This is a genomic window from Paraburkholderia sp. Ac-20336 (assembly GCF_017105025.1).
GTDB lineage: Bacteria > Pseudomonadota > Gammaproteobacteria > Burkholderiales > Burkholderiaceae > Paraburkholderia.
The window spans coordinates 96,078-108,858 of record NZ_JAAGPS010000003.1; the positions used below are offsets into that span (position 1 = coordinate 96,078).

Annotated in this window: 12 protein-coding genes; 9 read left to right on the plus strand and 3 right to left on the minus strand. The window is 62.1% G+C overall.

The genetic code is table 11. The features are described 5' to 3' along the window. Positions 1 to 210: 210 nt before the first annotated feature. A complete protein-coding gene (locus tag GXB81_RS03025) occupies positions 211 to 759 on the plus strand; it encodes a hypothetical protein (protein WP_205988337.1) in 549 nt (182 codons plus the stop codon). 8 nt (positions 760 to 767) lie between these two features. Here the strand turns inward: GXB81_RS03025 and GXB81_RS03030 are convergent, their stop codons facing one another. After that, positions 768 to 1,199 (minus strand): hypothetical protein, encoded by a 432-nt coding sequence (locus GXB81_RS03030; protein WP_205988338.1) that lies wholly within the window; start codon positions 1,197 to 1,199, stop codon positions 768 to 770. Between the two features lie 249 nt (positions 1,200 to 1,448). Between GXB81_RS03030 and GXB81_RS03035 the strand changes: the two genes are divergently transcribed. The 6 genes from GXB81_RS03035 to ggt all read left to right on the plus strand — a co-directional run bounded on the left by GXB81_RS03035 (position 1,449) and on the right by ggt (position 8,517). After that, complete coding sequence (locus tag GXB81_RS03035) at positions 1,449 to 2,162, plus strand: CDP-alcohol phosphatidyltransferase family protein (RefSeq protein ID WP_205988339.1); 714 nt, start codon at positions 1,449 to 1,451, stop codon at positions 2,160 to 2,162. Next, the gene (locus GXB81_RS03040) at positions 2,159 to 2,977 is read left to right on the plus strand and encodes a 2OG-Fe(II) oxygenase family protein (RefSeq protein ID WP_167044685.1); all 819 of its coding nucleotides are present in this window, start codon (positions 2,159 to 2,161) and stop codon (positions 2,975 to 2,977) included. The genes GXB81_RS03035 and GXB81_RS03040 overlap by 4 nt, the downstream gene beginning before the upstream one ends. Continuing rightward, the gene (locus GXB81_RS03045; RefSeq protein ID WP_205988340.1) at positions 2,974 to 4,002 is read left to right on the plus strand and encodes a lysylphosphatidylglycerol synthase domain-containing protein; all 1,029 of its coding nucleotides are present in this window, start codon (positions 2,974 to 2,976) and stop codon (positions 4,000 to 4,002) included. The genes GXB81_RS03040 and GXB81_RS03045 overlap by 4 nt, the downstream gene beginning before the upstream one ends. 27 nt (positions 4,003 to 4,029) lie before the next feature. Next, on the plus strand, positions 4,030 to 4,794 hold the full coding sequence (locus GXB81_RS03050) for a phosphocholine cytidylyltransferase family protein (protein WP_205988341.1): 765 nt from the start codon (positions 4,030 to 4,032) through the stop codon (positions 4,792 to 4,794). Positions 4,795 to 5,014: 220 nt separating this feature from the next. Beyond that, positions 5,015 to 6,409, plus strand: coding sequence for an MFS transporter (locus tag GXB81_RS03055; RefSeq protein ID WP_167044676.1), 1,395 nt, complete (start codon positions 5,015 to 5,017; stop codon positions 6,407 to 6,409). A gap of 362 nt (positions 6,410 to 6,771) precedes the next feature. Further along, a complete protein-coding gene (ggt, locus tag GXB81_RS03060) occupies positions 6,772 to 8,517 on the plus strand; it encodes a gamma-glutamyltransferase (protein WP_167281935.1) in 1,746 nt (581 codons plus the stop codon). Between the two features lie 24 nt (positions 8,518 to 8,541). Here the strand turns inward: ggt and GXB81_RS03065 are convergent, their stop codons facing one another. Further along, on the minus strand, positions 8,542 to 9,744 hold the full coding sequence (locus tag GXB81_RS03065; RefSeq protein WP_205988342.1) for a Fic family protein: 1,203 nt from the start codon (positions 9,742 to 9,744) through the stop codon (positions 8,542 to 8,544). Between the two features lie 165 nt (positions 9,745 to 9,909). Beyond that, positions 9,910 to 10,956, minus strand: a complete 1,047-nt coding sequence (locus GXB81_RS03070) for a trypsin-like peptidase domain-containing protein (RefSeq protein ID WP_205988343.1) — start codon at positions 10,954 to 10,956, stop codon at positions 9,910 to 9,912. A gap of 246 nt (positions 10,957 to 11,202) precedes the next feature. On the opposite strand from GXB81_RS03070, the gene GXB81_RS03075 reads away from it, so the two are divergent. Together GXB81_RS03075 and ppk2 are read left to right on the plus strand one after the other, a co-directional pair. Continuing rightward, on the plus strand, positions 11,203 to 11,604 hold the full coding sequence (locus tag GXB81_RS03075) for a VOC family protein (RefSeq protein WP_205988344.1): 402 nt from the start codon (positions 11,203 to 11,205) through the stop codon (positions 11,602 to 11,604). A gap of 248 nt (positions 11,605 to 11,852) precedes the next feature. Next, entirely contained in the window at positions 11,853 to 12,779 is a 927-nt protein-coding gene (gene ppk2, locus GXB81_RS03080; protein ID WP_167044663.1) for a polyphosphate kinase 2, read from the plus strand. Positions 12,780 to 12,781 lie beyond the last annotated feature (2 nt).

Sequence of the window (12,781 nt, forward strand, 5' to 3'; positions counted from 1 at the left end):
TTTTACACGCGGCCTTCGGGTCGCGTTTTTTTATGGATTTTTAAATCCGGTTTATACATTGCCGCGCGCCGACCGGAATACGTTATTCCGGTCGGCGCGCGGCGCGGCAGGGCTTGTCCGTTCGTCAGAGTCGGCGGGGCGGCGTGGGCGGGGCGGGTAGAATCGCGGGTTCGATATGTTTTTCGCCCCCGCGAACGTGAGTAACCTGTAATGACCGACACGCCCCTTTCCTCGTCCGATGCGGATGCCGATCCGAATGCCGATGCCCGCGTGGAAGATTCGTCCGGGCTCGACGACAGCGTGCACGAAGAGCGTCTGTGGCGCGACAACGGCTGGACTGCGCGCATCATCAAGAATGAAGACGACGAAGGCTGGGCCGTCGAAATGATCAAGGACGGCGAAGCGGAGCCCGCGCTCGTCGGACCCTGGACGATGGGCCGCAACAAGAAGGACCCGAAGCCGCTCGACGTTTCGGCGTTCAACACGCTCGTGAAAACCGCCTCGGAAGTGCTGCGCCGTCATGAACAGCAATTGCGCGCGCAACTGCATAAGGCGGTGCGCGTGCCGAGCGCGGACGGCAACGACGAACTCGACATCACGCTCGACATCGTTCCCGACGAAGACGAGCCGTATGCCTTGCTGAGCGCGCTCGATCCCTTCGGCGAGCAGCTCGCGCAAGTGCAGGTCGCGCCCAACTTCAAGCTCAACAAGGCGAGCGCCGCGGCGTGGGTCGAAAACGGCTTTCGCCGGCCGAACTAGACCACCTGTCAGTTCCGCTTGCAGAAAATCGCGGTGATGAACGGCGCGACGTGGTGCACGATCGCCGTGCTGCCGGCATCCGCCAGTGCGCTTTTCACCTTGTCTTCGCTGGCGAACACGACCGCGCCATACGCCGACTGCGCAAGCGGTTCGCCGTCGCCGGTACGGAATATCGGATCGTCCTTTTCGAATCCCACCACCGCGAAGACGCGAAAGCCGAACGCGGTCAGATCGGCATGGGGTACCGGCGAAAACGCGTTGATCGAATTGCTTTCGACATGCGTCGGCTTCGGGTTGATCAGTTGCTGCCCGATCAGATCGGCAATGAACTGATGGCCGCTTTCGTTGCAGGCGAGCGGCGCGTCGAGCGCAACGGCCAGCGCGGGCAGCGGCAGCGCGGCGGCCGCGCTGAACAGCAGGGTGGCAAGAAAACGGTTCATGAGGGTCATGAGCTTGAGCGGCAATCCGGGTTCGCTGTCGTGGTTTTGCAACGGCCGATGGCCTCGCGCGCAGGCCCGCGAGGCCTTGTGTATCAAGGTGATCGGGCGTGACAGGCGCAACAGGATTCGCACTTTATCGCGATTCGGTGAATCCCGCTGCGTGACCGACACACCCCTGTCATCGTCGGATCGAAGAGAAACGTACGGGAAGAAAGCAATCTTTTGTGAACCCGTATATATTTGCAGGTTATGACTTCGAAAGCTCCGCCTCCATTAAACGTTCCAGCGCCCCGCACATGGGACGCCCGGCTCGCACGCCGGCTCGTGACACCGCTAGTCGATACCTGGGTCACTCCTAATCACCTGACCACGCTGCGCCTTCTGATCGGCGTGGCGGGCGCGCTGTGTCTCGCCCGCGGCGGTTTTTCGCCGGCCAATGCGGGCGCATTGCTGATTGTGCTCTCCAATTTTGTCGATCATACGGATGGCGAGCTTGCGCGTATTGGCGGCAAGTCGAGCCGTATCGGTCATTTTTACGACCTTGCCTGCGACGCGCTTGTCACCGTGATGCTGTTCGTCGGCATGGGCATGGGCATGGGCATCGGTGTCGGCGGCACGCAGATCGGCGGCCTGAAACTCGCGCCCGGCGTGCTGGGCGCGGTAGCCGGCATTGCGGTCGCGCTGATCTTCTTCCTGCGCATGCGCATCGAGGAAATGGCCGGCAAGGCCGGCACGAAGCAGGCGTCGGTGGGCGGCTTTGAAACCGAAGACGTGCTGTACCTGCTACCTATCGTCACGCTGACGAACGTCGTGACGCCGTTCGTCGTGGTGGCGTCGATCGGCGCGCCGCTGTTCGCCGTCTGGGTCGTGATCGATTATGTGCGCGTGTCGCGCCGCAGCGCCCGGCTGGCAGCCGGCGCCGCCAAAGCCTCCGAAACCAGTCAACTTTGGACCAGCAAATGAGTATCCACGCCGAAGACGACGTGATCGCATCCCCCGTGGCAACCGCCTCTGTCGCAGCATCTGCCGCGCCCGCACCGGACGCGGACCGCGCGGTCGCAAGTCGCACCCGCACGTTCGACAATCCGCGTCTGCGCAAAGACTTCGCGGCACAGGGTGCGTTTCTTTATCTGGACGACTTTCTCGCGCCGGAAGCCACCGCGCAGCTGGTTCACAGCGCGCGTGCCCTGCTCGATAACGTGAACCGCAGCTATCTGCCGGGTCACAAGCAGGGCGGCAGCGTGAGCCGCCATATGATCGACCGTCTTGCGCCGTTTATCGCCGAACTGTATCGCTCGAAAGAGCTGATCGGCTGGCTCGAGCAGGTGAGCGGCGACAAGCTGCAGGTTTCTCCCGCCGACGATCCGCATGCCTACGCGCTCTATTACTACACGCGGCCGGGCGACCATATCGGCTGGCATTACGATACTTCGTACTACGACGGACGCCGTTACACGCTGCTGCTCGGCGTGATCGACGAATCGTCGTGCCGGCTCGAATACGAGCTGCACACGCGCAATCCCGACGTGCCCGACGTGCCGGGCGCGGTGCAGATTCCGCCGGGCGGCCTCGTGTTTTTCGACGGCGACAAGCTGCGCCACCGCATCACGCCGGCCGGCGCCGAAGAAATGCGCGTGTCGCTTACGTTCGAATATGTCACGGACCCCAACATGCGGCCGTGGCGCCGTTTCGTCTCGAACATGAAAGACGCGATTGCGTACTTCGGTTTCCGCCAGGTGTTCCGTCAGATGGTCTCGCGGGGCAAGGGCGCTGCATGAGTCGCGTGGCGCTGCTTCTGCTGTCGATCGGCACGGCGCTGTTCGTCGGCCTGCTCGCGTGGCAGGGCTTCGGCTCGGTGGCTTCGACCTTGCTGGCGGCCGGCTGGGGGCTCGTGGTCGTCGCGGCGTTCCATCTCGTGCCGCTCGTGCTCGATGCCGGCGCGATCTCGGTGCTGCTTCGGCGCCGCGGCGCCGCGCGCGAGAACACCGCTTACGATCTCTCGCTGCGCGATGCGCTGTTCGCACGCTGGATCGGCGAATCGGTCAATAGCCTGCTGCCGGCCGGGCAGATCGGCGGTCCGGTCGTGATGGTGCGGCAGCTGTCGCAGCGCGGCATGCTGCTGCGCGACGCGGCCGCCGCGATCACCGTCAGCACGACTTGGCAGGCGCTCGCACAAATCGTTTTCGCGCTCGGCGGCCTAGCGTTGTTCGGCGCATATGCCGCGCACGGCGCGCTGCACGACCTGCGCATGGCCACGCTGATCGCCACGGCCGTGCTCGGCGCGCTGATCGCCGGTTTCTACTATGCGCAGCGGCGCGGCCTGTTCGGCCGGCTGCTCGGCATGGTGTCGAAGGTGTTCGGCAAGCGCGACTGGTCCTCGCTGATGACGCGCGCCGAAGCCGTCGACGCCGCCGTGCAGTTGCTCTATCGCGAGCGCGGCCGGGTGGCGGCGAGCTTTGCGCTGAGCCTGGTCGGCTGGGTTGTCGGTACGGTCGAGGTATGGCTCGCGCTGCGTTTTCTCGGCCATCCGGTCGGCTGGATCGATGCGCTGCTGCTCGAAAGCATCGGCCAGGCGATTCGCGGCGCGGCCTTTATGATTCCGGGCTCGCTCGGCGTGCAGGAAGGGGGGTATCTGCTGCTCGCGCCGCTCGTTGGCCTGCCGCCCGACGCGGCGCTGGCGCTTTCGCTCGCCAAGCGCGCGCGTGAAATCCTGCTCGGCTTGCCGGGTCTGCTGGTTTTGCACTTCAGCGAAAGAAGCTGGCAACGGCGGCGCGCCACGCGGCGCGTGCCGGTTGCCGATTGATCTCCGTATTTTTTCAAAGGACCGCGCATGCGCGCCATCATTCTCGCCGCAGGCCTCGGCCTGCGTCTTCAGCAGCCGCCACAGGCCCAGTTTCCGAAGTGCCTGCTGCAGTTCGACGGCATGAGCCTGCTCGAACGGCATCTGCAAATGCTCGAAACCGCCGGGGTGACCGACGTCGTGCTGGCGCTCGGCTTTCAACCGGAATCGGTGCAGGCGGAACTCGCGCGCATCGGCTGGCCGCATCGGGTCGAGACCGTGCTGAACCCGCGCTTCGATCTCGGCAGCGTGCTGACCGTGCATACCGTGGCCGATGCGCTGACGCGCGGTGGCGACGTGCTGCTGATGGACGCCGACGTGCTCTACGACGAACGCATCCTGAGCGCGCTGGTGGCCGGTGAATCGGTCAACCGTCTGTTGATCGACCGCGATTTCGAGGCGGGCGACGAGCCCGTCAAGCTGTGTCTGAAAGACGGCGTGCCGGTCGAATTGCGCAAGCAGCTGGCGGTCAATCTCGAGTACGACACGATCGGCGAATCGGTCGGCTTCTTCCGCTTCCGCGAAGAAACCGCGCGCCGCTTTACGCAGATTGTGGCGGGTTATATCGACAGCGGCCGCGCCAACATGCCTCACGAAGAAGCGGTGCGCGACCTGCTGCTCGAACGCAGCCAGGTGTTCGATACCGCCGACGTGACCGGCGCGCCGTGGATCGAAATCGACTTCCCGAACGACGTCGCGCGCGCGGCCAACGAGATCCTCCTGCAGTTGCAGCCGCTCGTTAGCGCGTCGCGCTAAGCCGTAGCGGGGAACCGGGAGCGGGGCATTGGACGGGACACGCGGTAGCCCTTAACTGTCTAATCTCGACACGGAGACACCGAGCCCGGTGCAATACCGGCACGGCGTCGTCCGCACCGCTGTGCGTGGCGAAAATTCCTTCGCACAACAACATGGGTTGCCGCCGCGATGCCATAATCGCTGCTTTAAATCGTCGGCCTAGCTGCCTGCCGCCACGCCCATGCTGCTCGCCTTAGGCCCTTTCATCGTTCCGCTGATCGTTGCGTGCGCGATGTTCATGGAAAACGTGGACGGCACGGTCATTGTGACGTCGCTGCCGGTTCTGGCGCGCGACCTCGGCCACGATCCCATCACCCTGAAGCTTGCGGTCACCTCGTATGTAATCGGGCTGGGCGTCTTTATTCCGATCTGCGGCTGGGTGGCCGACCGCTTCGGTTCGCGTACCGTGTTCCGCACGGCCATCGGTATCTTTATCACCGGCTCGCTGCTGTGCGCGGTCTCCACCTCGCTCGATACCTTCGTTGCCGCGCGCTTCGTGCAGGGCATTGGCGGCGCGCTGATGGTCCCGGTGGGGCGCATCATTATTTTCCGTTCGCTGCCGAAGTCCGAGTTTATTCGCGCGATGAACTATCTGGCGGTGCCGGCGCTGCTCGGGCCGGTGGTCGGGCCGCCGCTCGGCGGCTTTATCACGACGTATCTGCATTGGCGGCTGATCTTCGTCATCAACGTGCCGATCGGTCTGCTCGGCATCTGGCTGACCAACAAATACATCGAGAATACGCACGAGCCGCATCCCGGACGGCTCGACTGGATCGGTTTCGTGCTGTCGGCGAGCGGCGCGTCGCTGTTTATGCTCGGGCTTTCGCTCGTGGGCGGCGAACTCGTCTCGGGTAGCGCATCGTTCGGCATGTGCATGACCGGTATCGCGCTGCTGCTGGCCTATGTGCTGTACGCGGGCCGTGTCGAGTTGCCGGTGCTCGATCTGCGCCTGCTGCGCATTCCGAGCTTTCATGCGAGCGTGATCGGCGGTTCGCTGTTTCGTATCGGCTTGGGCGCCGTGCCGTTTCTATTGCCGCTCGCGTTGCAGGAAGGGCTTGGCATGACCGCGTTCAGAGCCGGTGCGATCACGTGCGCGTCCGCGTTCGGCTCGATCTTTATGAAGACGCTAGCGACGCGCATTCTCGGGCACTACGGCTTTCGTACCGTGCTGATGGTCAATGCCGCCTGCGCGGGTGTTGCGATCGCCGTATATGGGCTGTTCTTTCCGGGTACGCCGCACTGGCTGATCTGGTGCATCGTGCTGGTGGGCGGCTTTTTTCCGTCGCTGCAATTTACGTCGCTCAATACGCTCGCCTATGCGGATATTCCGGGCAGCGATATCGGCCGCGCCACGAGCGTGGCGAGCGTGATCCAGCAGATGTCGCTCGGGCTCGGCGTGACGATCTCGGGTATCGTGCTGCAGATTTCGCATTACGTGCAGGGCCATCCCAAGATCGTGTTCTCCGATTTCTGGCCGGCGTTTGTGGTTGTCGGCCTGTTCTCGTTCCTGTCGATTCCGATTACGGCGCGTCTTCCGCACGATGCGGGCGACGAAATTGCTCGCGGGAGCACGTGAGCGTGTGAGCACAATTCGCGGCGCTTGTAGTGCGCGCTTGCTCTATTTGTGCCGATCGTTTTACGCCTCGCGTTCGCGGCATCGGCTGCGCCGTTTTACCGTTCCCCAGCTTCGATTGCTTTGCTTCTATCCAGCCGATTCGCACTTCGCCAGTGCCAGTGCCAGTGCCAGTGCGATTGCGGCGGCACGTATCAAGCCACGTTCATCCCATTGCGCTTGAGTGCCTTTTTCAAGGCTTTTTATGCGGCAGTACACCGAGGCATACGGCATATAGCGGTTTAGCAAAACCTTGCTGCGCATGTTATAAGCCCAAGGTAGCCCGATTCGTCATACGGATAAAACCGTCGTTTACGGAGATCGCAATGAAGTCGTTTCGCAGCGCCAAAGCTTCGCTTAGCGTTTCGGCCAGCGGTTTTGCGCTGGTTACGCTTCTGTCTGTTGCCACTGGTTTTCTCGAAGCGACGCCCGCGCTTGCCAAGGCGCCCGCGACAACGCAGCCCGCCGTGCTGAGCGGCTCGGCGATTGCCGTGCCCGATAACTACAGCGCCGATGCCGCCGAGCAGATTTTCAGGCAAGGCGGTAATGCGGTCGACGCGGCCGTTGCGATCGCCTTTACGCTTGCGGTCACGTTTCCGGATGCGGGCAATATCGGCGGCGGCGGTTTTATGACGTTGTATATGGACGGCAAGCCTTACTTTCTCGACTATCGCGAGCGCGCGCCGCTTGCCGCGACCACAAACATGTATCTCGACGACAAGGGCGAGGTCATCAAGGATATGAGCCTTATCGGCTATCGCGCGGTGGGCGTGCCCGGCACCGTCGAAGGCATGTGGGAAGCGCAGCGCCGCTTCGGCAAGCTCCAGTGGAAGCAGGTGCTTGCGCCGGCCATTCACTATGCGCGCGACGGCTTCGAAGTCAGCCAGCCACTACAGCAGCGGCGCGACGAAGCGGAGAAAAACTTCGCGGGCAAGACCAATTTCGATACGTATTTCGGCGGTTTGAAACAGGGCGCCCACTTCAGGCAGCCCGATCTGGCCGCGGTGTTGCAGCGTATTGCCGATCAGGGCGCGAAGGATTTCTATTCGGGCAAGACCGCCGATCTGATCGCAGCCTCGATGCGCGGTCACGGTCTGATTACGAAGGCCGATCTCGAACAATACAAGGCCGTATGGCGTGAGCCGGTGCAGGCCGATTGGAACGGCTATCGTGTGATTACCGCGCCGCCGCCGAGTTCGGGCGGCGTCGGTCTCGTGCAGCTGTTGAAGATGAAGGCCGATCTCGCGCCCGACTTCAAGGGCGTGCCGCTCAATTCCGCGCAGTATGTGCATCTGATCGCGGAGATCGAGAAGCGCGTGTTTGCGGATCGCGCGCAGTATCTCGGCGATCCCGACTTCTATCAGGTGCCGGTCGCGCAGTTGATCGACGATGCGTATCTCGCGAAGCGTGCGGCCGAGGTCAATCCCGTTACGCCTTCGGATACGGCGAGCATTCAGCCGGGCCTCGGCACGTCGATGCCGGAGAAGTCCGAGACCACGCACTATTCGGTGGTCGACAAATGGGGCAATGCGGTTTCGAATACGTATACGCTCAACGGCGCGTTTGGCTCGGGTGTCGTGGTGGATCGCGCCGGTATCGCGCTCAACGACGAGATGGACGACTTTTCCTCGAAGCCCGGCGTCGCGAATGCATTTGGCGTGGTGGGCGCCGATGCGAATGCGATCGAGCCGAAAAAGCGGCCGCTATCGTCGATGGACCCGACGATCCTGACGAAAGACGGCAAGGTCGCGCTCGTCATCGGCACGCCGGGTGGCTCGCGTATCTTTACGTCGATCTTCCAGGTCATCAACAATATCTACGACTACGATATGCCGCTGCCCGATGCGGTTGCCGCGATGCGTTTCCATCATCAGCTATTGCCAGCGAATACGATTTTCTGGGAGCCGTATAAGCCGATCGAGGGCGAACTCGCGAAGCAGATCGAAGCGAAGGGCTATACGCTGGAAGGACAGGATTTTGTCGGCGATATTCAGGTGATCCAGGTCAATGGCAATAGGCCGGAAGCGGCAACGGATCCGCGCGGGCGAGGGGTGGCGCGGGTGGTTCAGTAGAGGGTGTTGGGGGTTGCGGTTTGCCTATTCCTGGTCGACTTCGGGCCACAAGCGTGGGAATAGAAAGCGAAGGCTTTTTAGTGGGAGTCCAAAGGAAAGATCACCGCGATGCGAAGGCGAATCGAGCAGACCGATATCGAGTAGGGAGCGCGTAATCCGGCGCGCCAGAACATCGCTTACGCCGAGCATCTGATTGAATTCCGCGCGCGTGACTGCGCGGCGCGTCGCCACGAATTCCATAGCCAGTGCTGATGCTTCTGGTTTGATAACCGATTTTTCCGAACCGATCATCCATGGATTGGAATCGAAATATCGCAATAGATCGTGCAGGCGATCCGCAATGCCGTCGAATCCGGTCATGCGGACCATAAAGCTGACCTGGTCCAGGCAACAGTCCAGAAAGAACTGGGCGAACTGCACCAGGCCTTCCTGAGAGAGTGTGCCCCGGCCATCGAGATCATTACGGCGCCGCTGATCGGCCTCGCTTAATCTGACATAGTACTGCTCATGTTCTCGCGCAAGGCCACGAAGCGGGGACCATAAACCGTGCGTCAAATCGGCTGCACGCAGGGCGAGATGCGAATGCAGGCGCGCGACCCGGCCATTGCCGTCCGCAAACGGGTGAATCCATGCCAACCGATGATGCGAGCAGGCAATGCCGATCAGCTGGTAATCCTTGATTCGTATGCGCGCATATCGAGTGGACCAGGCATCGAGTAGCGGCTCGATCATCTCGGGCTCCGGCGCCAGATGCCGGCCTACCGTGACATCCGCCTGGCGAAGCTTGCCGGGTTCAATCGGCTCGCCCTCGCTGGTAAAGCGCTCGTCGACCGGCAGATAGGAAAAGAACCGGTTGTGAATGGCGGCAAGCCGTGCGGGTTCGAACAGGGCGGATACCCCGAGCGAAAACCACTCTTCTTCAAGCGTGGTTTCCGTTGCGATATGCGCCAGCGCAAGGCGCTGTTTTTTGCGTTCGGCCATATCGGCGGAATAGTTCCGCTTGAGCGCGGCCTCGATTCGGGCAGGCGTCGTGTGCTGGCCTTCGATCTTGTTTGTGTAGTACGAATTCATTGCCCGCAATTGCGGCACGAGCGCAGCGGCAAGTGGCGTTCCGCTTACGGCAAGCAGCTTTTGTGACGAATCGACGAGTTCGGCGGTGCGTTCGAGCAGCGGATCGAGTACGCGCTCCTCGGGAAACAATGGTTCGAACGAAACGACGGTCGTCATAACAGAAAATACGGTTCTATGTAGGGTTTAATGTCCTCGATTATATATCGCAACTAATTGGTTTATAAGGGTTAATTTATTTTTATGTAGGGTTTAATGTAGGGTTCGATGTAGAGTGCCCCAGCCCTACCCAGGGGCCGGCCGCGGCGCGGCCAACCCTTTTCCTCACCCCGCCTGCTCCACCGGCGTCAACGTCAGTTCCACCCGCTGCGCGCCGCGCAGCACGGTCACGCTGACTGGCCTGTCGATACGCGAAGCGTCGAGCGTACGTTGCAGGCTATCCACGTCCTGCACCGGCTGTGAGTCGATCGCGACAATCGTATCGTCGGTGCGCAAGCCGCCGAGCGCGGCCGGGCTGCCCTTGACGATTTCCATTACATGCACGCCGCTTTGCGCGCTAAGCCCGAAATAGCGCTGCATACGTCGCGACAGCGGCATGGTCGTGCCGGCCACGCCGATATACGCGCGCCGTACGCGGCCATAAGCAAAGATCTGCATGATGACCCATTTGGCGGTATCGATTGCCGTCGCAAAGCAGATTGCCTGCGCGCCGGGGATGATCGCCGTATTGACGCCGATAACCTGGCCCGCCGAATTGATAAGCGGGCCGCCCGAATTGCCGGGATTGAGCGCGGCGTCGGTCTGGATCACGTCGTAGATCATGCGGCCGGAATTCGAGCGCAGCGAACGGCCCAGTGCCGAGACTACGCCGGTCGTGACGGTCTGCTGAAGGCCGAGCGGATTGCCGACCGCAATCGCAATCTGCCCGACGCGCAGCTTCGACGATTCGCCAAGCTCGACATGCGGCAGCGGCTCCGGCGAACCGATGCGCAGCACGGCGAGATCGCTGCCGGGGTCGTCGCCGACCAGATCGGCGTCGAATTTCGCGCCGTCGGCAAGCGTCACCTGAATATGCGTCGCGCCATGCACGACATGGCTATTGGTCAGCAGATAGCCGTCCGGCGTAAATAAAAAACCCGAGCCTGTGCCGCCGCGCGCGCCGCGGCTGTGCCCGGACGGCTCGCCCGGCAGGCGGCGTTCGACGGCGATAAAGGCGACCGCCTGCTGGACGCGCTCGAGCGCGCCGATCACGGTGCGCGAATAGGCGTCGAGCAGGGCAGTGTCGTCGCTAAGCGGTTCGGTGGATTGGGGCCCGGGGGCGTCGGATGCGGCGCTCGACAGGTCATCGATAAAGCGGGGGCGGCTTCCCATGGCGATGCTCCGGATAGGCGGGCCCAAAGATGCGGGGCGCGCCGAGGATTTTTCAAGGGCGCGCGCATGGGGATGGGACGGCGGCGTGTGAGACACTTGCCGCATGCCGGCGGTTGGGTGCGGGCTCGCGAATTCGAGGTTGATTCGAGGTTAATTCGAGGTTAAGTGGGGCGTGCTGGACCGATATCGATAGTGTGGTCTCCATGCCTATGCCGCTGCGCTTTATCGATAAAAAGGAGACGCTTTATGCCCGCAACTGCTTCCTCGTCATCGTCGCAAACCGCTTCTTCCGAACCGCGGATCGAATCGCTGAGTGCGATTACGCTGGCCACCGGCGATATGCGGCGCGCCGTGCCGTTCTACGAAGCGCTCGGTTTTCCGCTTAAATTCGGCGGCCCGCAGGAGACGTTTACATCGTTCGCATTCGGCGGGACCTATCTGAATCTGATTGCCGATGCTCGCGCGCCGGTCAACTGGTGGGGGCGCGTGATTATCTATGTATCGGATGTCGACGCGCTCTATCGCAAAGTACTCGCGGCGGGATTGCAGCCATCGTTCGCGCCATCCGACGCGCCTTGGGGCGAGCGCTATTTTCATCTCACCGATCCGGATGGCCACGAACTGAGTTTTGCCCGGCCGCTAGGCTAGTGGCGGCGTTTGCGATTAGGCTGGCGACTCCATCCAGCCGCTGATCCGGCTATCGGATCGGCGGCCGAATTTGCCGCCGGGAACCGCGCAAAACTCGCTATCCTCGCTATCATGAGTCGCACCGATGCATCGGCAATCTTACGATGCGGTAACAAGGATGACACCTTCTACTCCGATAATCGAGCAACTGCGTCCGCGCCGCGCTTGCCGCTGCGCGCCAATCCATTTCTGTTGCGAGGAGAGCCGCAATGAAAGAGCTTGACCCGAGATCCGAAGCCGAAGTCATGGCGGAGCGGCAACGCCGTTTCGAAGAGGACCTCATCGATGCCTATGACGAAGAGCTCGAAATGGAAGTCGATGACCGCATTATCGACGGCCCGGACAGCTTTACGCCCGAGCATCGCGAGGCGCGCAAGCAGTACTTCCGCGAGCTATTCCGCTTGCAGGGCGAACTGGTCAAGCTACAGGACTGGATCGTGCAGACCGGCCATCGGGTCGTCGTGATCTTCGAGGGGCGCGACGCGGCCGGCAAGGGCGGTGCGATCAAGCGCATTACGCAGCGGCTTAATCCGCGCGTCTGCCGCGTCGCTGCGCTGCCCGCGCCGAATAACCGCGAGCGCACGCAATGGTATTTCCAGCGCTATGTCTCGCATCTGCCCGCGGGCGGCGAGATGGTGCTGTTCGACCGTAGCTGGTACAACCGCGCGGGTGTCGAGCGCGTGATGAATTTCTGCACCGATGAAGAGTACGAAGAGTTTTTCCGCTCGGTGCCGGAGTTCGAAAAGATGCTCGTGCGCAGCGGCGTGCAGATTATCAAATACTGGTTTTCGATTACCGACGAAGAGCAGGAAATCCGCTTCCAGAACCGCATTCACGATCCGCTCAAGCAATGGAAGCTGAGTCCGATGGACCTGGAAAGCCGGCGCCGTTGGGAAGCGTATACGCAGGCCAAGGAAGTGATGCTGCAGCGCTCGCATATTCCCGAGGCGCCGTGGTGGGTCGTGCAGGCCGTCGACAAGAAGCGCGCGCGCCTGAACTGTATTCAGCATCTGCTGAGCCAGGTGCCGTATCACGAGATCGAGCATGCGCAGATCGATTTGCCGTCGCGCGTCTATCACGAAGACTATAGCCGTCAGCCGGTGCCGCAGACGATGATCGTGCCCGAGGTGTATTGAGG